Below are 22,826 nucleotides of genomic sequence, written 5' to 3'. Positions count from 1 at the left end.
CCCATTCGCGCTGCTAAACTGTGCGCACCCGAGTGTGACGCTCGGCCGACTCCCTCCCTGTGCGCCACACCGGTCGCCGCCTGCCTCGGGGCCACGTGCCCGTGACGGTGGCCTCCCGTGGAGGTGTCCAGGTGCAGTTCTCCCGAATACCCGCACCGCAGGGCCTGTACGACCCGGCGCGCGAATCCGATTCCTGCGGGGTCGCGATGGTCGCGGACATCCACGGAAGGGCGGGCCACGGCATCGTCGCCGACGGCCTGCTCGCGCTGGCGAACCTCGACCACCGCGGTGCCGCAGGCTCGGAGCCGAACAGCGGCGACGGAGCGGGCATCCTCCTGCAGTTGCCCGTCGACCTGCTGACCGCGGTCGCGGGGTTCCCGCTGCCCGGTCCGGACGCTTCCGGTGCCGCGACGTTCGCGGCGGGTATCTGCTTCCTGCCACGGGACGACGTTGCGCGGGCTGCCGCGGTGCGGCGCGTCGAGTCGATCGCCGCCGAGGAGAGCCTCCAGGTCCTCGGCTGGCGCGACGTCCCGGTCGATCCGGACGGTGCCGACGTGGGCGCCGGCGCACGCGACTGTATGCCGCACATGAGCCAGCTGTTCGTCGCGGCGCCCGCGGGACCGTCGGGCGGGCGGCCGTCGGGGCTGGAGCTCGACCGCCTCGTCTATCCCGTGCGCAAGCGCGCCGAGCAGCACGCCGCCGACGGGACGCCGGGTGTGTACTTCCCGTCGCTGTCGGCACGGACGATGGTCTACAAGGGGATGCTGACCACCACACAGTTGCCCGTGTTCTTCCCGGATCTGCGCGACGAGCGGTGCCGCAGCGCGATCGCCCTCGTGCACAGTCGCTTCTCCACCAACACGTTCCCGTCGTGGCCGCTCGCGCATCCGTTCCGGTACGTCGCGCACAACGGGGAGATCAACACGGTCCGCGGAAACCGGAACCGGATGCGGGCGCGCGAGGCGATGCTCGCGTCCGACCTGATCCCCGGTGACCTGTCCCGGCTGTACCCGATCTGTACTCCCGAGGCGTCGGACTCCGCGTCGTTCGACGAGGTTCTCGAACTGCTCCATCTCGGTGGCCGCAGCGTCGCGCACGCGGTGCTCATGATGATCCCGGAGGCGTGGGAGAACGACCGCACGATGACCGCCGCCCGCCGCGACTTCTACCGCTACCACGCCTCCTTGATGGAACCCTGGGACGGACCGGCGTGCGTGACCTTCACCGACGGTGTGCGGGTCGGGGCCGTGCTCGACCGCAACGGGCTGCGGCCCGGGCGGTGGTGGCGCACCGACGACGGACGTGTCGTCCTCGCAAGCGAGTCCGGAGTGCTCGACATCGACCCCGCACGGGTCGTCGCGAAGGGCCGCCTCGAGCCCGGGCAGATGTTCCTGGTCGACACCGCCGCGGGCAGGATCGTCCCCGACCGCGAGGTCAAGGAGGAGTTGGCGGCCGCGCAGCCCTACTCGGAGTGGTTGTACGCGGGACTGCTGTCGCTCGACGAACTGCCGGACCGCCCTCCGGCGGTGCACCCACACGAGTCGGTGGTCCGCAGGCAGATCGCGTTCGGCTACACGGAGGAGGAGCTGCGGGTCCTGCTCGCGCCGATGGCCGCGTCCGGCGGCGAGCCGATCGGATCGATGGGCACGGACACCCCGATTGCGGTGCTGTCGCAGCGGTCGCGCCTGCTCTACGACTATTTCGTGGAGCTGTTCGCCCAGGTCACGAATCCGCCGTTGGACGCGATCCGGGAGGAAGTCGTCACCTCACTCGCTCGGGTGATGGGACCGGAGCAGAACCTCCTGCACCCGAGCGCGGCATCGTGCCGGCAGATCGTCCTGCCCTGGCCGGTGCTCGACAACGGCGCTCTGAACCGGATCGTCCACATCGACGACGAAGGCGACCACCCGGGATTGGCGGCGACGGTGCTGCGCGCCCGCTACGAGGTGGAGCGCGGGGCCGACGGAATGACCGACGCGATCGAGGATCTCCGGGCACGTGCGAGCGCGGCCATCGCCGCCGGATACCGCACGCTCGTCATCTCGGACCGCGACGCCGACTCCGCGCTGGCCCCGATCCCCTCGTTGCTGGCCGTGTCGGCGGTGCACCACCATCTGATCCGAACGAAGGAACGCACCAGGGTTGCGCTCGTCGTGGAGTCCGGCGACGCCCGCGAGGTCCACCACGTGGCGCTCCTGATCGGTTTCGGTGCGGCCGCCGTCAACCCGTACCTGGCCATGGAGACCATCGAGGACCTGGTCCGGGAAGGCGAGTTGACCGGCCTCGAGCCGCAGGTCGCCGTCCGGAACTACCTGACCGCCCTCGGCAAGGGCGTGCTGAAGGTGATGTCCAAGATGGGGATCTCGACGGTCGGGTCCTACACCGCCGCACAGGTTTTCGAGGCGGTCGGCCTGGACCGTGTGTTGGTGGACGAGTACTTCACCGGGACTGTGTCGACGCTCGGCGGTGTCGGTATCGACGTGCTCGCCGAGGAGGTCAGGGCCCGGCACCGTCTCGCGCATCCGTCGAACCCGAGCGACCGCGCCTTCCAGCGTCTCGACGTCGGCGGTGAGTACCAGTACCGGCGCGACGGCGAACTCCACCTGTTCACCCCCGAGACGGTGTTCCTGCTCCAGCACGCCACCCGCACCGGACGTCGCGAGGTGTTCACCCGCTACAGCGACACCGTCAACGCTCTCGCCGAACGCGGCGGCGCACTGCGTGGATTGTTCCGCTTCCGGGAGGGGGTCACGTCCCCGGTCCCACTCGACGAGGTCGAGCCTGTCGAGTCCATTGTCGCCCGGTTCAACACCGGCGCAATGAGTTACGGGTCCATCTCGGCGGAGGCCCACGAGACGATGGCAGTCGCCATGAACAGGCTCGGAGGGCGATCGAACACCGGAGAGGGAGGCGAGACCGCCGACCGGCTGCGCGATCCGCTGCGCCGGAGCGCGGTCAAGCAGGTCGCCAGTGGACGCTTCGGCGTCACCAGTGACTACCTCGTCAACGCCACCGACATCCAGATCAAGATGGCGCAGGGCGCGAAGCCGGGAGAGGGTGGACAGTTGCCGCCGTTCAAGGTGTACCCGTGGGTGGCCTCCACGCGGCACTCGACGCCCGGCGTCGGACTGATCTCGCCGCCACCACATCACGACATCTACTCCATCGAAGACCTGGCCCAGCTCATCCACGACCTCAAGAACGCCAACGATCGCGCACGGGTGCACGTCAAGCTCGTCAGCTCCGTCGGAGTGGGAACCGTCGCGGCCGGCGTGGCCAAGGCCCACGCCGACGTCGTGCTGATCTCGGGGAACGACGGCGGCACCGGCGCCTCGCCGCTCACCTCGCTCAAACACGCAGGCGCACCCTGGGAGATCGGGCTCGCCGACGCCCAGCAGACGCTGGTGCTCAACGGGCTCCGCGACCGGATCACCGTCCAGTGCGACGGCGGGCTGCGTACCGGCCGCGACGTGATGGTCGCGGCGCTGCTCGGCGGCGAGGAGTACGGATTCTCGACGGCACCGCTGATCGTGGCCGGGTGCATCATGATGCGGGTCTGTCATCTCGACACCTGCCCGGTCGGCGTCGCCACCCAGAATCCGGTGCTCCGTTCGCGCTACACCGGCAAGCCGGAGTTCGTCGAGGAGTTCTTCCGGTTCGTCGCGGAGGAGGTCCGCGAGCACCTGTCGCGGCTCGGCCTGCGCAGCCTGGACGAGGCGATCGGACGCGCCGATCTGCTGGAGACGGCGGAGGGGGTGGCGCACTGGAAGAGTCGGGGACTGGACCTCTCGCCGATCTTCGTGGTACCCACGGACGCCGACGGACAGCGGCTGCCGCAGCGGCGCCGGATCCGGGAACAGGACCACGGGCTGTCGGAAGCCCTGGACCGCAGCCTGATCCAACTCGCCGAGGGGGCACTCGAGGATGCGCGGCCGGTGCGTCTGCGGCTCCCGGTCCGCAATGTCAACCGCACCGTCGGCACCCTCCTCGGCGCCGAGGTGACCCGGCACTACGGTGCCGCAGGCCTCCCGGACGACACGATCGTGGTGGAACTGACGGGATCGGCCGGTCAGTCGCTCGGGGCGTTCCTACCGCCGGGCGTCACCATCGCACTGACCGGCGATGCGAACGACTACGTCGGCAAGGGACTGTCGGGTGGTCGCATCGTGCTGAGGCCCGCGGACGACGCGCCGTTCGATGCGCAGGACCAGGTGATCGCGGGGAACACGCTGCTCTACGGGGCGACGTCCGGGGAGTTGTTCGCCCGTGGACAGGTGGGGGAGCGCTTCTCTGTGCGCAACTCCGGTGCCGTCGCCGTCGTCGAGGGCGTCGGGGACCACGCCTGCGAGTACATGACCGGTGGCCGGGTGGTGATCCTCGGGCCGACGGGCCGCAATCTCGCGGCAGGAATGTCCGGTGGAATCGCCTACGTGCTGAACCTGGACCCGGCCGACGTCAACACGGCGATGGTCACGCTCGAGGCACTCGACCCGGACGATCTGGAGTGGCTGCGCGGCGCGGTCCTGCAGCACCGGGAGCGCACCTGCTCGCCGGTCGCGGCGTCGATACTCGCCGACTGGTCCCGGCGGGCGGCCCTGTTCACGAAGGTGCTCCCGATCGACTACCGGCGGGTCCTCGAGGCGGGCCGACTGGCGCGAGCGGAAGGCCGGGACGTCGACACGGCGATCATGGAGGCCGCTCGTGGCTGACCCGCACGGATTCCTCACCGTGAACAAGCGGGAGGCGCCGAAACGACCGGTCGCGGAACGGGTGCGCGACTGGGCCGAGGTCGGGGCGGAGGAATCCGCGGCGGAACGCGCCGCGGACGTGGCGCAGCAGGCGACACGCTGCATGGACTGCGGTATCCCCTTCTGCCACTCGGGGTCCGCGGGATGCCCACTCGGCAACCTGATTCCGGAGTGGAACGACCTGGTGCGGCGCGGTAGGTGGGACGCGGCCTCCGACCGGCTTCACGCGACCAACAACTTTCCCGAGGTCACGGGTCGTATCTGTCCCGCCCCGTGCGAGGCGGCGTGTGTGCTGTCGATCGCGGAGAACGACACCGGCGGCAGCGTGACCATCAAACGGATCGAGCAGGCCATCGCCGACGCCGCGTTCGAGGCGGAGGCGGTGACACCTGCGCCGGCGACGGTGACCACCGGCCGTCGGGTCGCGGTGGTCGGGTCCGGACCGGGTGGGCTCGCCGCCGCGCAACAACTCACGCGGGCCGGCCACGAGGTCACCGTGTTCGAGCGGGACGACCGGCTCGGCGGGCTCCTCCGCTACGGCATCCCCGCCTTCAAGCTGGACAAGGGTGTCATCGACCGCAGGATCGACCAGATGCGTTCCGAGGGAACCCGGTTCGTCACGGACTGCGAGGTCGGCACGGACGTGACGGTCACGCAGCTGCGGGAGCGGTTCGACGCGGTCGTGCTCGCGGTCGGTGCGCTCCGGGCCCGGGACAATCCGGACGTGCGGGGCCGGGAGCTGGACGGCATCCACCTGGCGATGGAGCACCTCGTCCTCGCGAACCGTGAGTGCGAGGGCGATGGAGTGAGCCCGGTGACGGCGCACGGCAAACACGTGGTGATCATCGGTGGCGGCGACACCGGAGCCGACTGCCTCGGCACCGCCCACCGGCAGGGCGCGCTGTCCGTGACGCAGCTCGACTACCACCCGGAGGCGCCGGTGGTGCGTGACGAGGAGCGATCGCCCTGGCCGTCCTGGCCGATGGTGCTGCGGACGTCACCCGCCCATGCCGAAGGGGGAACCCGGCGTTACGAGGTTGCGGTGCAACGTTTTCTGGGGGACGAGCGTGGTCGGGTGCGCGCCATGTCGCTGGCGGAGGTCCGGGTGACGCGTGACGCCGAGGGACGCAGGCACGTCGCACCGATCGGTGAGGAAGTCGAACTGCCTTGCGAGCTGGCACTTCTCGCGATCGGATTCGAGGGAGTCGAACACAGTGCCCTGCTCGACGGCCTGGGGTTGACGCTCACGGACCGCGGTGTGATCTCCTGCGGGCCCGACTGGCAGACGACGGCACCGGGGGTGTTCGTCTGCGGCGACGCGCACCGCGGCGCCTCGCTGGTGGTGTGGGCGATCGCGGAGGGTCGGTCGGTCGCCAACGCGGTCGACGGATTCCTCACCGGGAATTCGGATCTCCCGGCGCCGGTGCGGCCGACCGCCCTTCCCCTGCAGGTGTTGTGAGCTGTGCGGCGGGGCGGGCTGCACCGGGATGCGGCGTACACCGAGGTGACGCCGCGGTGAACGCTCCGCACGAGTTCGTTGTGTTCACCGACCGCGAATAGAACTGAATCGGTTCACCGACTAGGCTCGACCGCGTGACTCGACGAACAAAGATTGTGTGCACCCTGGGGCCCGCGGTGGCGACCGAGGAGAAGATTCGGGAACTCGTCGAGGTCGGCATGGACGTGGCCCGACTCAACTTCAGCCACGGCGAGCACGCCGATCACGAGCACAACTACGACCTCGTGCGGGACGCGTCGGACGCCGCCGGGAAGGCCGTCGGTATCCTGGCCGATCTGCAGGGCCCGAAGATCCGGCTCGGACGCTTCGCCACCGGCTCGACGGTGTGGGAGAACGGCGAGGAGGTCCGCATCACCGTCGACGAGTGCGACGGCACGCACGACCGGGTCTCGACCACCTACAAGGAACTCGCCGCGGACGCGAAAGCCGGTGACCGCCTCCTCGTCGACGACGGCAAAGTCGGTCTCACTGTCGATCGCGTCGAGGGCAACGACGTCGTCTGCATCGTCACCGAGGGCGGACCGGTCAGCAACAACAAGGGCGTCTCCCTGCCCGGGATGAACGTCTCGGTGCCCGCATTGTCGGAGAAGGACATCGAGGACCTCGAGTTCGCGCTCGGGCTCGGGGTGGACTTCATCGCGCTCTCCTTCGTCCGCTCGCCCGCCGACGTCAAGCTCGTGCATGCGGTGATGGACCGTGTGGGTCGCCGGGTTCCGGTCATCGCGAAGCTGGAGAAGCCGGAGGCGATCGAGAACCTCGAGGCCGTGGTGCTGGCGTTCGACGCGGTGATGGTTGCCCGTGGCGACCTCGGTGTCGAGCTGCCGCTGGAGCAGGTTCCGCTCGTCCAGAAGCGGGCCATCCAAATCGCACGCGAGAACGCCAAGCCGGTCATCGTGGCGACGCAGATGCTCGATTCGATGATCGAGAACTCCCGTCCCACCCGCGCCGAGGCGTCGGACGTCGCGAACGCGGTGCTCGACGGCGCGGACGCCGTCATGCTCTCCGGTGAGACGTCCGTCGGCAAGTTCCCGATCGAGACCGTCGAGACGATGGCCCGCATCGTCGAGGCCATCGAGACCGAATCGACGCGCGTCCCGCCGCTCACCCACGTGCCGCGCACCAAGCGAGGGGTCATCTCCTACGCCGCCCGCGACATCGGCGAGCGGCTCGACGCCAAGGCGCTGGTGGCGTTCACCCAGTCGGGCGACACGGTTCGCCGGCTCGCGCGCCTGCACACTCCGCTGCCGCTGCTGGCGTTCACTCCGCTGCCCGAGGTGCGCAGCCAGCTCGCCCTGACGTGGGGCACCGAGACCTTCCTGGTTCCGGGGGTCTCGTCGACCGACATCATGATTCGCCAGGTCGACACCGCGTTGCTGTCCCTCGGCCGGTACAACAAGGGTGATCTCGTCGTGATCGTCGCCGGATCCCCGCCCGGCACCGTAGGCTCCACCAATCTGATTCACGTCCATCGGATCGGGGAAGAGGACCATACGTGAGTGATGCGGGTGCCGACGTCGTGAGCCCGAGGGCGGAGGAACGCGGCCAGGACCTGGAGACGCTGCTCGGTCTGCTCGATCTCGAACAGACCGGCGAGAACTCCTTCCTGGGCATTCATCCGACGGGGAGACAACTCGGCAGCCGCACATTCGGTGGGCAGTTGGTCGCGCAGTCGATGATCGCGGCCGGCCGCACCGTCGACGGTGATCGGCCGCTGCACGTCGTGAACGTGCACTTCATCCGCGGCGGAGACGTCAAGGAACCGATCGAGTACCACGTCGAGCGCTTCCGCGACGGCCGGGCGCTGGCCAACCGTCAGGTCACCGCAGTCCAGGACGGTCGCGAGCTGTCCGTCGCGCTCGTCGCATTCCAGGAGCACGGTCGCGGCCTCGAACACGCCGTCGCGCGGCCCGACGTGCCCGGACCGGAGACGCTTCCGACCATCGGCGAGCGGCTTGTCGGGTTCGAGGACACCCTTCCGCATTTCGTCGGGGCGCTGCGGCCCATCGACATGCGGTACGCCAACGACCCGGCGTGGATCCTGAAGGGAACCGGCGAGACCCTCGGGCACAACCGGGTGTGGATGCGCACCGACGGTCCGCTCCCGGACGACGGTCGGCTGCACGCCGCGGCCCTGGCCTACGGTTCCGACACCACCGTGCTGGATTCGATCATCACCACGCACGGGTTGTCCTGGGGCCTGGACCGCATTGTCGCGGCGACCGTCAACCACTCGATCTGGTTCCACCGGCCGCTCCGCTTCGACGAATGGGCGCTCTACGCCACGGAGTCCCCGGTGGCCTCCGGTTCGCGCGGGCTGGCGACGGGTCGCTTCTTCTCGCATGACGGTGAGCTGCTCGCGACCGTGGTCCAGGAGGGAATGATCCGGCACTTCCCGAAACGGGGTTGACCGGCGGCACCCGGCGGAGGTGAGTGGCCGGTGGGATTCGGGACGCTCGCACTGATCGCGGCGGTCGCGCTGCTCGGCCCGTTGCTCGCCGCCCGACGGCGCTGGAACCTGCCCGTCGTTCTCGGCGAGCTCGCCGCCGGAATGCTGATCGGGATCAGCGGACTGCACCTCGTCGACGCGACCGACCCGATCCTGTCGTTCCTGGCGGACATCGGGTTCGCGCTCGTGATGTTCGTGGCCGGAACCCACGTCCCGATGCGCGACACCGCGATCCGGCCGGCGCTTCGGCGCGGTGTGCTCCGAGCCGTCGTCGTCGGTGTGGCCGCGGTCCCCGTGGGAATCGCGCTCGCCGCCGCGTTCGGCACCGGCAAGGCCGGACTGTACGCGGTGCTCGTCGCCTCCTCGTCGGCGGCGCTGGTGCTGCCGATCGTCGACTCGCTGCGCCTCGGCGGGGCCTCGGTCGTCGACACCGTCGCGCAGGTGGCCGTTGCGGATGCCGCGTGCATCGTGGCACTGCCGCTCGTGATCGACCCGGGCCGGGCGCCGAGGGCGGCACTGGGCGCGGTGGTCGTCGCAGCGGGTGGCGCGCTCGTGTACCTCGCATTCAGGGCGATGGTCCGCAGCGGCCTTCAGGATCGGCTGCATCGCGTCTCGGAGCAGCGCGGGTTCGCGTTGGAGCTGCGGGTGAACCTGATCCTGCTGTTCGGGCTCGCGGCGGTCGCGACGTCGATGCACGTGTCGGTGATGCTCGCCGGATTCGCCCTCGGGCTCGCCCTGTCGGCGGTCGGTGAGCCACGCCGGTTGGCTCGGCAACTGTTCGGTGTCACCGAGGGCTTCCTCGGGCCGCTGTTCTTCGTCTGGCTCGGCGCGTCCCTGGATCTGCGCGCACTCGCCCTGGCGCCGTCGTACATCGGACTCGGTGTCGCACTCGGTGTGTCGGCGGTGCTGGTGCACGCCGTGGCGCGACTGCTCGGTCAGCCGCTGCCGCTGGCGGCGCTGTCCGCAGCCCAGCTCGGAATTCCGGTGGCAGCGGCCACGGTCGGTACCCAGTTGGGGCTGTTCGCGCCGGGTGAGGCGCCGGCTCTGTTGCTGGGCGCACTCGTCACGATCGGGATTGCCGCGATCGCGGGTGGCCTCGCGGGGCGCCGCGGGATGGTGCGTCGGTGAGCCCGCGACCTGCACTTTCTCGGACACCGCGACCGCTGCGGAGGTAGAATTCGCGCACTGCCCACCGTCTGAGGAGGGGCGCGAATGTCCGAATCTTCTTCGCTGGACTGGAATCACGAATTGTGGAACAGCCTGCGGTGGATCCTGGAGGCGTTCGGGATCTCCGCCGTTTGTTTCGTCCTCGCCGCCGTGCTGCTGCTGCGATACACCCGGTGGGGCAGGCAGTTCTGGCGGATCAGCGGCGACTATTTCACCGGCCGCGACAGCGCCCCCACGTGGGCGCTGCTTGCGGTAGTCCTGTTCATGACCGTGTTCGCGGTCCGGATGACGGTGCTGCTGTCGTACCAGGGCAACGACATGTACACGGCGCTGCAACTCGCTGCGCAAGCCTTCGCCCAGGGCGACGCGACCGCCCTCGATGCGGCCAAATCGGCGTTCTGGACAAGCGTGGTCGTCTTCGCGATCCTCGCCACCATTCACGTCGCACGCTCGCTCCTCGACTTCTACGTGGGCCAGGCGTTCGACATTCGGTGGCGGCGATGGCTCACCGACCACGTGACCACCGACTGGCTCGAAGGTCGCGCCTTCTATCGGGACCGTTTCGTCGACGCCACCATCGACAACCCCGATCAGCGAATCCAGCAGGATGTCACCGATTTCGTGCAGATCTCCCGATCGTTGTCGATGGGCGCCGTCGGAGCACTCGTCTCGTTGGTGTCCTTCACGAAGATCCTGTGGGACCTGTCCGGTCCGATGACGTTGTTCGGCACCGAGGTTCCCCGGGCCATGGTGTTCCTCGTGTTCGCATACGTGCTGTTCTCGACGATCGTGGCGTTCTGGCTGGGGCGGCCGCTCATCCAGCTCAACTTCTGGAACGAGCGGCTCACCGCCAACTTCCGGTACGCGCTGGTCCGGGTTCGGGACGGCGCGGAGAACGTCGCGTTCTACCGTGGGGAAGGTGTCGAACGGCAGGGACTGCTCACCCGATTCGCCGCGGTCCTGCGGAACTATTGGCAGATCGTCTACCGGACGCTGAAGTTCAACGGCTGGAATCTGGGTGTGAATCAGGTCGCGGTCGTGTTTCCGATACTGATCCAGGCGCCGCGCTTCTTCTCGGGGACCATCACCCTCGGTGACGTCACCCAGTCCGCTACGGCGTTCGGCCAGGTGCACGACTCCCTGTCGTTCTTCCGCGAGTCGTACGACACCTTCGCCGGGTATCGTGCGTCGCTGATCCGACTCGACGGTCTCCGCCGCGCGAACCACGACTCCAGAGCATTGCCGTCCCTCGACGCCGCCGATGTGGACGGCGGCCTGGAGCTCGAGCGCGTGGGCGTGCGGACGCCTGACGGCGCATCGCTGGTGACCGACCTCGACCTCACGATGGCCCCCGGCGACACGCTCGTCGTCAAGGGCCAGTCGGGGAGCGGGAAGACGACGCTGCTCCGGAGCCTCGCGCAGATGTGGCCCTTCGCGGAGGGTGTCGTTCGCCGTCCTGCTGGGCGCGAGACGCTCTTCCTGTCGCAGATGCCGTACCTGCCCCTCGGTGACCTCCGCACCGCTGTGGCCTATCCCGGTTCGGTCGAGGAGCACGATGACGACAGGATCCGGGACGTACTGCGCAAGGTGCAGCTCGGAAACCTGGTGGACCGCCTCGACGAGGAGGCGGATTGGGCGAAGATTCTCTCACCGGGGGAGCAGCAACGGATCGCGTTCTCTCGGATCGTGCTGCTCAGGCCGGCTGTCGCGTTCCTCGACGAGGCGACGTCCGCCGTCGACGAGGGGCTCGAGTACTCGCTGTACGACCTGATTCGCACCGAGGTCCCGGACTGCATTCTGTTCAGCGTCAGCCACCGCAGCACCGTCGACCAACACCACGCCCGTCAACTGGAACTGTCCGGTGACGGGTCGTGGGAACTGTCGTTGGTGTCGGTGTGAGCGTCGCCGGTTCCCCGGCTCAGGGCCGCCAGCCGGCGGGCATGTGCTCGTCGGCGAATGCCAGTTTGATCCGGATGAGTTCGGAACGGTTGGGCTTGCCGGATTTCATCAACAACCCCTCGATCGCGGCCTGTTCGTCGTAGAACGCGATCTGGATGGCGTCCATCTTCACGCCGACCAGCGGGCGCACCGGCCCGGGCCTAGGCATGGCGACGTGCTCCGACCGCGGTCCGGTCGACCGTTCTGTACTCGAACTGTCGCTTCTCGACCACATGGCGTATCGCGCTCAACGGTGACCTCCCGAGGATCAGATCGTCTGCGTGTAACCGTGTTGGGTTGTTGTGCGGCGTGTCCGCACAAGTCTGGAGTGGAGGGTAGCGAACCGAACAGTCGCTGCAGGCAGTTTGAACCGTTTTTGTTGAACGAGTGTCCGATCACGATCCGTGCAGGTCCCGTAACGATTGAGCGGCGAACGAATCGGTCGATCGGCATGGGGCATACCGTGATCCAAGGAATTGTGACCTATTTCACAGTGAATGGTCGAGGCCTCGGCGCGGACCCCCGATTCGACGCCAGGTCTCGGACGATCGCGACGGAGGTCGATCCGATGGGTTCGTCGACGCGTGGCTGGCGGCATCTCGTACTGCTCCTGGTCGCAGCCGTGGTGGTGCCGCTCGGCATCGCGGTCGGTGCCGCCGCTGTGGCGAACGCGGATCCGTACTCGCGGCTCCGAGAGGACTGGGTGCCTGCGCCGGGTGGGGTTGGGCACATCAAGGTGCGGACTTGGCTGGCGGCCAACGGGAGCAACCGGAGTGTGTATCTCCTCGACGGACTGCGCGCGACCGACGACGTCAGCGGGTGGGAGCACGAGACCAATGCCGCCTGGCTGTCCGATCACGGCGTCAACGTCGTCGAACCCGTCGGCGGACAATCCAGCTTCTACGCGGACTGGTACGCACCCAACAACTTCACAGGCCAGCCGTATACGTACATGTGGGAGACCTTCCTGACACGGAATCTTCCCGACTTCCTCTCCGCGCGATACGGATTCAGCCGTTCCGGCAACGCAGTTGTCGGTCTGTCGATGGGTGGGAACGCCGCACTGGTGCTGGCGTCGCGGCACCGAGACCAGTTCGCCTTCGCCGGCGCGATGTCCGGCTATCTCAATCTGTCCGCCCCGTCGATGCGCGAGGCGATCAGGGTCGCGATGCTCGATGCCGGTCTGTTCAATTCCGACTGCATGTGGGGGCCGCCGTGGGACGTGGCGTGGCTGCGTCACGATCCGTTCGTCCAGGCGGAGGGTCTTCGCGGCCTGCCGATGTGGGTGTCCGCGGGCAGTGGTCTCCCGGGGGTGCACACGCGCCCCTCGGCGCTCGTCGACTACTGGAACACGACGGTGGGGATGGGGCTCGAAGCGCTCTCCCTCGCGCAGACGCGTGCCTTCGAGGTTCGGCTCGCGACGATGGGAATCACCAGCGCGCACTTCGACTTTCCCTCCACCGGGATTCACTCCTGGCCCTACTGGCAGGACCAGTTGTGGGCGATGCTTCCGATGATGAAGGGCGCGATCGGGGCGTGACGCACGGCCGTCCCGATCCTGCCGAACAGCTCCGCTGACATGGGTTTGCTCGTACGCTGCTCGGTGGCGTTGTGGTCCGAGCGGTGAGGGCGGTGTGGCGGGTGTCGCGTGCGGTGGTGCGGCTGGTGGTGATCTCGGCGGTCGTGGCGGTGATGTCGGCGACGGCATCGGCGTCGGCGGAAGGGCATGGGAACGTCGGCGGCTTGCGCTACGACCAGACGACTTCTGTCGGCGTGCACAACGCCTACGAGACGGCGACCTACCCGTATCTCGTCGACGCTCTCGATGCCGGAGCCGCGCTGATCGAACTCGACGTGTGGACCAACGTCGGCGGTATCGGCTGGCGTGTGTCGCACCAGAATCCGGTGGCCAACGAGAACAACTGCGTGGGCGGTGGATCGGTCGACGGACGGTCGGGTCCGCGCAACGGGGACCTCGCAGCCTGCCTGACGGATCTGCGCACGTGGCACGATGCGCACCCCGCCCACCCTCCGGTGCTGGTGAAGATCGAGATGAAGGACGGGTTCAGTGCGGTACCGGTCGGCGGGTCGGCAGGTTCGGAGGGGTCGGCCGGAATCCCGCGCGGGCCGGTCGACTTCGACGCCCTCGTGCGGGAGACGTTGGGCGACGCGGTGTACACGCCTGCGGAACTGCTCGGCGACGCCGCCACCCTCGACGACGCCGTCCGCGCACGCGGCTGGCCGACACGTGACGAACTCGCCGGCCGGTTCGTGATCGACCTGATCTCCGGCACCGTGGAAGAGGTCAACCCGTTCGACGCCCTCTGGACGGACCGAGAGTACGCCGCCCACCTGCGTGACCTCGCTGCGTCGGATGACCTGACCACCGCCGTCGCGTTTCCCGCAGTGAACGGCGCCGCGCCCGGCGATCCGCGACTGCGGTACTCCGACGACTCGCTGCGGCCCTGGTTGGTGGTGTTCGACGGGGACGCGTCGGCCTACGTCGACGGCGGCATCGACACCGGGTGGTACCGGGACAACAATTACCTGCTGGTGATGACCGCCGCGCACGCGGTTGCACCCGCGATCGACAACCGGGTCCCCGATCCGGCGGCGGCCACGGCGCGGGTCACCGAGTTGGCGGGCCGCTCGGCGAACGTGATCACCTCCGACTGGGCGACGCTGCCGTCGGTGCTGTCCCTGGTGGAGCCGCGTCGGTGATCGTTGGGGCCGGCGCAACGTGATGCTCGCGTCGGCCCTGGCGCCGAGGGGTCACCCCGACACGCTGACGGTCGCACCGAACCAGTCGTCGTGGCGCAGGGCGTCGGCGTGCACCCGTCCGACCTGTCGTCGCGTGACGCGAAGGTCCTCGATCCGGTCGTCCACGTCGACGTGGGCCGGTGTCTCGTCGCCGCCGGATGATCCGTCGGTCAGCGAGACCGGGCGGATGATCGTCCAGTCGAGGTCGCTGCCCCGGACGACTGTCTCCTGCGCCTCGCTGTCGGCGAGTTGCGGGGCGAGCACGAGCCGGAAGAACAGCTTCAGCGGCAGCGACAGCTGACCGAAGGTGTCGCCGAGCCCGTAGGTGGTCTGTACGACGAGTCTGCGAATCCCGTGGTCCCACATGGCGTCGACCACCCTGCGGGTGCCTTCGGACCGCACGTCGAGCGGTGTTCGGGCACGCCGGAACAGGCGCACCCCGAACGGATTGTCCGAGATCCCGAGGATCACGACCACCGCCTCCTGGTCGATCATCGCCTTCCCGAGCGCGTCCGGATCGAATACGTCGCCGGTGACCGTGCGGACGTCCTCGGATTGCGCGGACGCAGTCCGCGCGAAGGCCGTGACCTCGTGTCCGTCCCGGACCAGTTCGGCGACGGCGGCCGCTCCGGTGCCCCTGCTCGCTCCCACTACCAAGACCTTCATGTCGTCCACTCCTCGTCTTCGGTGCCCGGGCTTTCCGGGTGTCTCCAGACTCGGCTCGTCGGGCGATACGATCAATGCCAATCACGCTTGATTCATTGCTCGATCGTCTACTCGGTGGAAGACTGGGTCGCATGCACACCGACCTGCTCACCGCCGCGCTGCAGGACTTCGGCATGACCGGGGTGTTCTACGCGGTGTCCGACCTGGCCGAGCCGTGGGGCATCGACATGCCGCCACTGCCGGGGACGATGATCTTCCATCTCGTCACGGAGGGGTCGGCGGTGGTCGTGGTCGACGGGGTGGAGCGGCGTCTCGAACCAGGGGACGTCGCGCTCGTTCCGCGCGGCACCGGGCACCTGCTCGCGGATTCGGCGGACACTCCCGGTGTCCCGCTGTTCGATCTTCCGCGTGAAGAGCTCACCGACCGGTACGAGCGGATCCGGATCGACGGTGGTGGTGCGCCCTGCCGTCTGGTGTGTGGCGCGGTCTCCTTCTCCGGGCTCGGAGTGGCACGTCTGGTTCGGACCCTGCCGCCGGTGCTCGTCACCGCCGGCGCGGACGCCGGGTGGCAGCGCGCGGCGCTGGAGGTCGTCGCCGCCGAGTCGATCAGCCCACGTCCGGGGAGCGACGTCGTCACGGCCCGGCTCGCGGACGTTCTGGTGGTCCAGACGATCCGGTCGTGGCTGGAGCAGTCGACTCCGCGTGGCTGGGTCGCGGCAGTGCGTGATCCCGCCGTCGGAGCTGCGCTGTCGGCCTTCCACGCCGAACCCGACCGGCCGTGGACGGTCGAGTCCCTCGCGAAAGCGGCCGGCATGTCGCGATCTGCGTTCGCGGTCCGGTTCACCGACCTCATGGACGAGCCCGTGATGGCGTACGTGACGTCGTGGCGGATGGATCTCGCGGCCCGGCTCGTCCGCGGTGGGGGACTGTCGCTCGGGCGGATCGCGGCGCGCGTCGGCTACCGCTCGGAGGCCGCGTTCAACCGCGCATTCCGGCGGTGGCACGGCTGCACGCCGGGCGCGTTCGCGCGCCGCGGAGCCACCTTCCAGGAGCAGATCGGTGGCGGTGTGAGCGTGGTGCCCGGGTAGTCAGCGCCCGGCGGCCTCGGCTCGAGCGGCGATGTCGTCGAGATCGGTGGCCATCGCCTTTCTCGTCGCCTTCGTGCCGATGCCACCGAACACCGCCATCAGGAGCTTCGTGACGAACGACGGTGACCCCACCTCGGCCGAGAAGACCATCGTCAGGTCCGTCCCCGAGCCCGCCCCGGTGACCGTGAACGCGGTCGTGTAGTCCGTGCCCGACGAATGCGCCTTGACGACCGTGCGGTGAGGCGCGTCGACCTCGGCGACCCACATCTCCTCGGTTGCCTCCTTGCCGAACATCTTCCGCGTCTCACGCCACCTGGTGCCGACCTCGTAGCCGTCACCTGCGACCCGCTCGACGCGAGTGACCCCGGACAGGGTCTGCTCGGCCGAGTCGAGGTCGGTCAGTACCGCCCAGACCTGGTCGGGGGACGCGGCGACGTGCCTGTCGAGCCGTATCTCCTTGGGTGCCATCGTCGTTCCTCCTCATCGGGTGGGCCGGGTCGTCACACGTCGGTCCCGGGCGGTCAGGTGATGGTGAAGCCGCCGTCGACGGCGATGGTCTGGCCGGTGACGTAGCCGCCGGCATCCGACGCCAGCCACACAAGCGTCGCAGCAAGTTCGGCCGGATCCCCGGTGCGGCCCAGCACGATCCGGGCCGACTGGCTCTCCAGGTATCCGTCCGCGTACTGGTCGGTCATCTCGGACTCGAAGAAGCCGGGGGCGATCGCGTTCACCCGGATTCCCTTGCGCGCTCCCCACTGCTGCGCCAGGTCCCGGGTGAGGCCGACGATCGCCGCCTTGCTCGCGCTGTACGCGGCCTGCGGCAGCTGGGCCGTGGTCAGTCCCAGGATGCTGGCGATGTTCACGACGGAGCTGCCGGGCTGCATCACCCGGCCGCAGGCCTGTGCCGCCCAGTACGAGCCGTTCAGGTTGATGTCGACGACCGAACGGAACTGTTCGGGGGTCTCGCGGGTGGCGGGAACGGCGGTGCCGACGCCTGCGTTGTTCACCAGAACGTCCACCCGGCCGAACTCGGCCATCGCGGCGTCCACCATGGCCTGGCACTGCTCGGGCGACGTGACGTCGGTGGCGACGGTGAGTGCCCGTCGTCCGGCGGCTCGGACCAGGCCTGCGGTGCCCTCGAGCCGATCGGCCCGGCGCGCCGCGAGGACGACGTCGGCGCCCGCTTCAGCGCAGGCCTGCGCGAACGCGACACCCAGGCCGGAGGATGCGCCGGTGACGACGACAACCTTGTCGTCGAGACGGAACCTGTCGAGGACGGACATGCGGCCACCTTTTCCTGTGTGTGGGCGACGCCGGGTGTCGTCGCCCGCTCCGCCCGTGGGCGGACGAATTCGGATGACCCACTATGGCACCTCCGACAGGTCGTTCGGACGTCACGTCCTCGTCGACGTCGGTCACCCGGCGGCGGTGGGCAGATCGAGCGGCGGTGTCACCGTCACGGCACGCCGCGTGACCTCCGTGACCCTGCGAACGGCCGTTCCGATGCGTTAGCGTTATGCGTCATCGCATGACGGTGACATTCCGTCCGACAGATAATGAGGAGCAATTCATGGGCAGCATCGAAGAGATCTTCGCTTCCGTCGCAGACATCCTCGCGGGCCTCGGGCTCGGTTCCAGCGACGTCCCGGAGTAGACCTCGCAGTCGACGCGACCCCCACCGCTCAGCAGAGTGGTGGGGGTCGCGTCGTGTCCGGTCAGCCCACAGCGGCAAGGACGGCGTCCGCCATCCCCTGCTCTCCCGCTGCGTTCGGATGCACGGGAACAGGCTGCAGCGCGCCGATCATCGGCTCGATCCATCGCTGCTCCGGCGTCTGGCAGCCGTCGCGTCCGGTCGAGGACTGCGCCATGTCCACGAAGACGGTCCCCGTTTCCGCGGCCGCACGGGCGACGGCGTCGTTCAATGTCGCCTGCAGGCTGTGCAGGTACGGCACGTCGCCCGCGGCGAGTGGCATCTGCGGCACGCAACTGCCCGATGCCGGCAGCAACCACGGATAGCCGACGATCGCGACCTCGGCGTTCGGCGCGCGGTCATGGACGTCGCGCAGCGCCTGCAGCAGCGCCGGATACGTCTGCGTGCGGACCTCGTCGGCGAGACTGTCGCCGTACTGTTCCTGGCACGGATTCCAGGCACCGAGCCGGGCTACGGCAGCACCGATGCAGCGAGCCATGGCCATTGCGAACGTGTTGTTGTTGTTTCCGCCGATCGTCATCGTGACGAGGTCCGTCGACTCGGTGAGCGCGTCGAGCTGCGGGGCGAGGCCCGGATACTGCGCCCGGTAGAAGTCCTCGGTCTTGGCTCCACCGCAACTGACGTCCGTCAGCGCATAGCCTCGGCTCGCCGCCACCACGTGCGCGAAGTTCCGTTCGGAGCGGCTGCAATTCGGGTGCGAACCGGGAACCGTCGGTTGCACGCCGGCGCCGGCGCTGAAGCTGTCGCCGAGGTTGACGTAGTCGACCGGTTCCTGCGCCTGCGCTCCCGACACCGCCACGGCCGACGCGGTTGCCACGACCGCCGCCACCGCGGCGGCCCGGAGCCGCGACCCTCCACGCACCTTCGAGAACATGCCCACGACCGCGACTCCTCGCCGATCCGCGAAGTGGCCCCCGCCACCTCGATTGGGCAGGAATCTAGCAGGATCAGGCCACGCAGATCGGGAAAATGATGTTGGGTCCGAACAACGGAATGATCCCGACAGGTGCGCACGCGAGTAGCGCGCCGAGCGGATTCTGGTTCTGGCCGATCAGGACCACCGGTTGAACGGGGTGCACGACCGAGGGGTCGGCTGCGGCGCCCGCGGAACCGAGCAGCAGCAGTGGCGGCAGGGCGGCGGCCGCGATCGCGGCGCGCAGTGCAACGGTTCTCATGACGGATCACGACCACTTCGTCGACAGGAGGTCCCTTCACCGTGCGCTCTCACGCGGCAGGAAGCAAGGGTTGAGAGCTGTCGGTGCGGAGTTCGGGTCGCGGCCGCCTCACCCTTCCGCGAGGAACGATCCGGACGGCGTCAGCGGCTGGTTGATGCGCGGCGCGTACTGATCGAAGTAGACGCGCGCGATCAGATCCCGGCGACTCCGCACCCCGGCCTTGTCGAAGATGAGCTTCAGGTGGTCCTGGACCGTGTAGGCGGACAGATGCAGTGCGGCGGCGATGTCCTTCGTCGCCACCCCCTGCAGCACCATCTGCGTCACGTCCCGCTCCCGCGCGGTCAGTCCGAACGCCTCGACGACGATCGGCACGATGTCCGGGGGTCGCGCCTCCTCGATCGTCACGACGACCTCACCGACCCGCCCGTCGCTGGACGACAGTGGAGAGGCGTTGATGACCAACCACATTCCGGACCGGCCGCGGACACGCAGGCGCGGTGGCAGCGTCGAGTCGCCGCGGCCGTAGCGCCGCGCGGCGCCGATCAGGGAGTAGATCGGGTTGACGGCGGCTCCGCTGTTGGCACCCGCGGTCAGATCGTCGATCCGTTCCTGACTGCCCGCACTCATCTGCACGATCTCGTCGTTGCGGTCGACGATGAGCACCGCGGGGCCGGTCAGCGTCGTCTGCGGTTCGGCGACGACGGTGCACAGCAGGCCCGACCGGACCCCGTGCGCGAGCGTCCGGGACAGGGTGCCGAGGAACTCCACCTCGTCGTCGTCGAACGGGCGACAACTCGCTCCGACCCGGAAGAACGAGATCCCGCCCCAGACGTGGCCGCCGTCGCGCAGGATCATGCGCGCCTCGTCGTGGAATGCGTACTCGGGGATCATCAGTTCGTTCATGCGATCGGACTCGCGGGGCTCGCCGTGGGTTGCCGCGTGCAGACCGACCGCGTCGACGCCGTGCGCCGCCATCTCCCGGAACGCCGTCTCCTCGTCCCGGCCGTACTCCAGCAGACCCCACTGGGCGTCCTTGTGGTCCTGCCCGAGCAGGCACCCGTACTTGCGCGCGGACGTCAGCAACAGCGAACTGGGATCGAGACCCGCGACGCAGATGGCGTCGTTGGGGACGGCGCGGCTGATCGACTCGACGGCTTCGGCGAAGAAGTCGTCCAGGCCGAGACCCGCGTGGGCGACCACGTCCAGGTCTCGGCGTACACGCTCGGCAGTCAAGCTCGGCGTCATCGTCCCAGTGTGGAACCGTGCAGTTCGGCTGTCCATCCCAGATTACTGGGGTGGCCCGAGGGGCGGACAGGACCGGGGCGCACTCGGTAGCCTCGACACGACCGTCGAGGACGGGAGTCGGATGTCCGAGCGTCTCCTCACGGCGGAAGCCGTCCACACCCGGTTGCTGGCGCACGCGGATCCGGCCCAACTGCCCGCGGTCCGCAAACGGCTCGCGCCCACAGAGGTCGCCATCGGCATGCGCATGCGCGATCTGTTCGACACCGCGAAGGCGGCAACCGGGATGCCGTTGCCGGAGGTCGAGCGGCTGATGGACCTGGAGGCCTACGAGGCGCGCATGGCCGCGTTCTGCGTCCTCGACTTCAAGGCGCGCCGGATGCGGGGGGATCGTGAACTCCACGACCTGTACCTGCGACGACACGATGCGATCAGCACCTGGGACATGGTCGATCGCGCTGCGCCGAGGGTCGTCGGTGGTCATGTGACCGGCGGGCCCTACGCCGTGTTGCACGAATTGGCCGCCGCGGAGGACCCGTTGCGACGGCGGACAGCCGTGACGGCGCCCCTGTACTTCGTCATGTCCGGCACCGACGCCGACTGTGCCGAGGGATTCGCGCTCTGCGCCGGCCTGCACGCCGATCCGGAGCCGGTGGTCACGAACGCGGTCGGCATCTACCTCAAGCATGCGGGACATCGCGATCGCGACGCTCTCGAGGATTTCCTCGGGAAGTACGCCGAGGCGATGCGCCGCCCGTCGCTTCGGCTCGCGGTGGAGAAGTTGCCTCCGGCAGACCGGCAGCGCTGGCTCGGCTGACGGCACTCACACAACCGAGGCCGGGGCGCACCACCGACATCGCGGGTGGCGCGCCCCGGCCTCGGTTCGTCGCGGCGCGAACACGGGACCGTCTCGGTCCGTGCCTCAGTCCAGGTCGTCGGCGCCTGTCGGGGAGAAGGTTCCCGCGGGGTCGTATCGATGCCGGACCTCGAGCAGGCGGGCGCGGCTGTCGGCGGGCCACAGTGCGGTCCGTTCCGCCGCGGGAAGGCCACAGAAGCTCAGCAGCGCTCCGCAGGTCCACTGCGCCACGGCGGCGGTCACCGCGCGCAGGTGCGAGTCGACCCGATCTCCCAGCGGTCCGGCGCAGACCCCGATACCGGTCACGGCGAACCCGGCGTCGCGGCCGGTCACGGCGTTGGCCGGCCCCTGCGGGTGACGCAGCGCGCCACCGAGAAGACGGATCTCCACGATCGCGAGCGGACTGTCGACGGCGGGGCCGGCCACAGAGAGGAGTGCGTCCACCGCCTCCGCCGGAAGCGCCGACAACGTCGTCCCGCGGTCGGCGGCGGGCAGCGGGCCGGGAGGGTCCATGTGCACGGCGTCGAGAGCGGCCACCGGCATGACGCCGATCGTGTCGAGCAGGACCGGACCGGCATTCCGTATGGGCGCGAGGAGCGACTCGGCCCGGTCGGGGTCGCCGGTGTGGGTGAACCGGAGGTGAACCACGGTCTGGCCCTGCAGTGGCGGCGGCAGGTTCGGGTCGGGCGGCAGCCGGGTGATCGCCACGGACGTGCCGGCCTCTTCGGGCAGCATTGGCGCCCACGAACGCCACGCGTGCAGAACGTCCGACGCGCTGTCGCCGGAGAAGAAGATGCCGCCGCCGTACAACGTCGCGAGTTCGACGAGTCCGATCTCGATCGCGGTGACGACGCCGAAGCCGTCGCGGCCGCCGAGCAACGCCCAGAACAGGTCCGGGTCGCTGGTGGGATCGACGGCGCGGACGCTGCCGTCCGCGGTGGCGAGTTCGATCGAGTGCACTCGGTCTGCGGCGAAACCGAATTCGCGTCCGAGCGGACTCAGTCCGCCGCCGAGGGTGTAGCCGACGACACCGACACCGGACGAGGAACCGACCAGCCCCGTGAGCCCGTGCGGGGCGGTGGCTGCGGCGACGTCGCGCCACCGGGCGCCGGCGCCGACCCGTGCCGTCCGGGCGACCGGATCGACGACGACGTCGTTCATGCGAGCCGTGGTGACGATCAGCGTGCCGGGTCCCTCGATGACCGCGCCGTGGCCGGTGGCGCGGACCCCGACTCGCAGGGCGTGGGTGCGGGCGTACCGGATCGCGGCGGCCACGTCGTCGGCGCAGGTCGCACCGACGACGATCGTGGCATCGGGTGTGGACGCGACGTTGAAGCCGGTCAATTCGGCATCGAAGTCGGCGTCGCCGGGTGCGAGGACCGGCCCGGCGACGGAGGCGCGGAGCTGGTCGGTGGACGGGGATGGCGGCTGGGTGGTGATCGACATCGGGTTCTCCTCGGAGCGTGGGTGACACGAAATAGGTTGTGGCAGTGGGTGTCGTGCGAAGGCT

General features: G+C 69.1%; 19 protein-coding genes. 11 read left to right on the top strand and 8 right to left on the bottom strand.

Annotation, left to right across the window (positions count from 1 at the left end; all coding sequences use genetic code 11):
• Positions 1-131 precede the first annotated feature (131 nt).
• From gltB to ACFSJG_RS11925, 6 genes are all read left to right on the top strand, one after another.
• Entirely contained in the window at positions 132-4,709 is a 4,578-nt protein-coding gene (gene gltB, locus ACFSJG_RS11950; RefSeq protein WP_378485443.1) for a glutamate synthase large subunit, read from the top strand.
• Complete coding sequence (locus ACFSJG_RS11945; RefSeq protein WP_378485442.1) at positions 4,702-6,207, top strand: glutamate synthase subunit beta; 1,506 nt, start codon at positions 4,702-4,704, stop codon at positions 6,205-6,207. The genes gltB and ACFSJG_RS11945 overlap by 8 nt, the downstream gene beginning before the upstream one ends.
• A 134-nt stretch (positions 6,208-6,341) precedes the next feature.
• Entirely contained in the window at positions 6,342-7,763 is a 1,422-nt protein-coding gene (gene pyk / locus ACFSJG_RS11940; RefSeq protein WP_378485441.1) for a pyruvate kinase, read from the top strand.
• Positions 7,760-8,674 (top strand): acyl-CoA thioesterase II, encoded by a 915-nt coding sequence (locus tag ACFSJG_RS11935; RefSeq protein ID WP_378485440.1) that lies wholly within the window; start codon positions 7,760-7,762, stop codon positions 8,672-8,674. The genes pyk and ACFSJG_RS11935 overlap by 4 nt, the downstream gene beginning before the upstream one ends.
• A 30-nt stretch (positions 8,675-8,704) precedes the next feature.
• Positions 8,705-9,841 carry a cation:proton antiporter gene (locus ACFSJG_RS11930; protein WP_378485439.1) on the top strand — a complete coding sequence of 379 codons (1,137 nt, stop codon included), beginning with the start codon at positions 8,705-8,707 and terminating at the stop codon, positions 9,839-9,841.
• Positions 9,842-9,925: 84 nt separating this feature from the next.
• Entirely contained in the window at positions 9,926-11,779 is a 1,854-nt protein-coding gene (locus ACFSJG_RS11925; protein WP_378485438.1) for an ABC transporter ATP-binding protein/permease, read from the top strand.
• 19 nt (positions 11,780-11,798) lie between these two features.
• Here ACFSJG_RS11925 and ACFSJG_RS11920 read toward each other — a convergent pair whose 3' ends face one another.
• Positions 11,799-11,969 (bottom strand): hypothetical protein, encoded by a 171-nt coding sequence (locus ACFSJG_RS11920; protein WP_378485437.1) that lies wholly within the window; start codon positions 11,967-11,969, stop codon positions 11,799-11,801.
• A gap of 417 nt (positions 11,970-12,386) precedes the next feature.
• Between ACFSJG_RS11920 and ACFSJG_RS11915 the strand changes: the two genes are divergently transcribed.
• Entirely contained in the window at positions 12,387-13,358 is a 972-nt protein-coding gene (locus ACFSJG_RS11915; protein ID WP_378485436.1) for an alpha/beta hydrolase, read from the top strand.
• A gap of 101 nt (positions 13,359-13,459) precedes the next feature.
• Positions 13,460-14,539 carry a phosphatidylinositol-specific phospholipase C domain-containing protein gene (locus tag ACFSJG_RS11910; RefSeq protein WP_378485435.1) on the top strand — a complete coding sequence of 360 codons (1,080 nt, stop codon included), beginning with the start codon at positions 13,460-13,462 and terminating at the stop codon, positions 14,537-14,539.
• 51 nt (positions 14,540-14,590) lie between these two features.
• On the opposite strand, the gene ACFSJG_RS11905 is transcribed toward ACFSJG_RS11910, so the two are convergent.
• Positions 14,591-15,244, bottom strand: a complete 654-nt coding sequence (locus tag ACFSJG_RS11905; protein ID WP_378485434.1) for an NAD(P)-dependent oxidoreductase — start codon at positions 15,242-15,244, stop codon at positions 14,591-14,593.
• A gap of 131 nt (positions 15,245-15,375) precedes the next feature.
• Between ACFSJG_RS11905 and ACFSJG_RS11900 the strand changes: the two genes are divergently transcribed.
• Positions 15,376-16,332: an AraC family transcriptional regulator gene (locus ACFSJG_RS11900; RefSeq protein WP_378485433.1), complete on the top strand. Its 957-nt coding sequence runs from the start codon at positions 15,376-15,378 to the stop codon at positions 16,330-16,332.
• Here ACFSJG_RS11900 and ACFSJG_RS11895 read toward each other — a convergent pair whose 3' ends face one another.
• On the bottom strand, positions 16,333-16,800 hold the full coding sequence (locus tag ACFSJG_RS11895) for an SRPBCC family protein (protein ID WP_378485432.1): 468 nt from the start codon (positions 16,798-16,800) through the stop codon (positions 16,333-16,335).
• Between the two features lie 53 nt (positions 16,801-16,853).
• Positions 16,854-17,615, bottom strand: a complete 762-nt coding sequence (locus tag ACFSJG_RS11890; protein ID WP_378485431.1) for an SDR family NAD(P)-dependent oxidoreductase — start codon at positions 17,613-17,615, stop codon at positions 16,854-16,856.
• 245 nt (positions 17,616-17,860) lie between these two features.
• On the opposite strand from ACFSJG_RS11890, the gene ACFSJG_RS11885 reads away from it, so the two are divergent.
• Entirely contained in the window at positions 17,861-17,986 is a 126-nt protein-coding gene (locus tag ACFSJG_RS11885) for a hypothetical protein (RefSeq protein WP_378485430.1), read from the top strand.
• Between the two features lie 61 nt (positions 17,987-18,047).
• On the opposite strand, the gene ACFSJG_RS11880 is transcribed toward ACFSJG_RS11885, so the two are convergent.
• The 3 genes from ACFSJG_RS11880 to ACFSJG_RS11870 all read right to left on the bottom strand — a co-directional run bounded on the left by ACFSJG_RS11880 (position 18,048) and on the right by ACFSJG_RS11870 (position 20,463).
• Positions 18,048-18,917, bottom strand: coding sequence for an SGNH/GDSL hydrolase family protein (locus ACFSJG_RS11880; RefSeq protein WP_378485956.1), 870 nt, complete (start codon positions 18,915-18,917; stop codon positions 18,048-18,050).
• 73 nt (positions 18,918-18,990) lie between these two features.
• Positions 18,991-19,218 carry a hypothetical protein gene (locus tag ACFSJG_RS11875; RefSeq protein ID WP_378485429.1) on the bottom strand — a complete coding sequence of 76 codons (228 nt, stop codon included), beginning with the start codon at positions 19,216-19,218 and terminating at the stop codon, positions 18,991-18,993.
• Between the two features lie 108 nt (positions 19,219-19,326).
• Positions 19,327-20,463 (bottom strand): helix-turn-helix transcriptional regulator, encoded by a 1,137-nt coding sequence (locus ACFSJG_RS11870; protein WP_378485428.1) that lies wholly within the window; start codon positions 20,461-20,463, stop codon positions 19,327-19,329.
• Positions 20,464-20,584: 121 nt separating this feature from the next.
• On the opposite strand from ACFSJG_RS11870, the gene ACFSJG_RS11865 reads away from it, so the two are divergent.
• Positions 20,585-21,277: a DNA alkylation repair protein gene (locus ACFSJG_RS11865; RefSeq protein WP_378485427.1), complete on the top strand. Its 693-nt coding sequence runs from the start codon at positions 20,585-20,587 to the stop codon at positions 21,275-21,277.
• 105 nt (positions 21,278-21,382) lie between these two features.
• Here ACFSJG_RS11865 and ACFSJG_RS11860 read toward each other — a convergent pair whose 3' ends face one another.
• Positions 21,383-22,762, bottom strand: a complete 1,380-nt coding sequence (locus ACFSJG_RS11860; protein ID WP_378485426.1) for an FAD-binding oxidoreductase — start codon at positions 22,760-22,762, stop codon at positions 21,383-21,385.
• Between the last annotated feature and the right edge of the window lie 64 nt (positions 22,763-22,826).

This window comes from Rhodococcus gannanensis (assembly GCF_042681175.1).
Classification (GTDB): domain Bacteria; phylum Actinomycetota; class Actinomycetes; order Mycobacteriales; family Mycobacteriaceae; genus Rhodococcus_G; species Rhodococcus_G gannanensis.
The sequence above is the reverse complement of the archived record's forward strand: the minus strand, read 5'-3'. Positions and strand labels throughout refer to the sequence as shown.

Coding starts and splice junctions, on each gene's coding strand:
- ACFSJG_RS11900 (WP_378485433.1), top strand. CDS start 15,376: ATGCACACCGACCTGCTCACCGCCGCGCTGCAGGACTTCGGCATGACC.
- ACFSJG_RS11875 (WP_378485429.1), bottom strand. CDS start 19,218: ATGAGAACCGTTGCACTGCGCGCCGCGATCGCGGCCGCCGCCCTGCCG.
- ACFSJG_RS11895 (WP_378485432.1), bottom strand. CDS start 16,800: ATGGCACCCAAGGAGATACGGCTCGACAGGCACGTCGCCGCGTCCCCC.
- ACFSJG_RS11865 (WP_378485427.1), top strand. CDS start 20,585: ATGTCCGAGCGTCTCCTCACGGCGGAAGCCGTCCACACCCGGTTGCTG.
- ACFSJG_RS11885 (WP_378485430.1), top strand. CDS start 17,861: ATGACGGTGACATTCCGTCCGACAGATAATGAGGAGCAATTCATGGGC.
- ACFSJG_RS11915 (WP_378485436.1), top strand. CDS start 12,387: ATGGGTTCGTCGACGCGTGGCTGGCGGCATCTCGTACTGCTCCTGGTC.
- ACFSJG_RS11870 (WP_378485428.1), bottom strand. CDS start 20,463: ATGACGCCGAGCTTGACTGCCGAGCGTGTACGCCGAGACCTGGACGTG.
- ACFSJG_RS11925 (WP_378485438.1), top strand. CDS start 9,926: ATGTCCGAATCTTCTTCGCTGGACTGGAATCACGAATTGTGGAACAGC.
- ACFSJG_RS11880 (WP_378485956.1), bottom strand. CDS start 18,917: ATGTTCTCGAAGGTGCGTGGAGGGTCGCGGCTCCGGGCCGCCGCGGTG.
- ACFSJG_RS11890 (WP_378485431.1), bottom strand. CDS start 17,615: ATGTCCGTCCTCGACAGGTTCCGTCTCGACGACAAGGTTGTCGTCGTC.
- ACFSJG_RS11905 (WP_378485434.1), bottom strand. CDS start 15,244: ATGAAGGTCTTGGTAGTGGGAGCGAGCAGGGGCACCGGAGCGGCCGCC.
- ACFSJG_RS11860 (WP_378485426.1), bottom strand. CDS start 22,762: ATGTCGATCACCACCCAGCCGCCATCCCCGTCCACCGACCAGCTCCGC.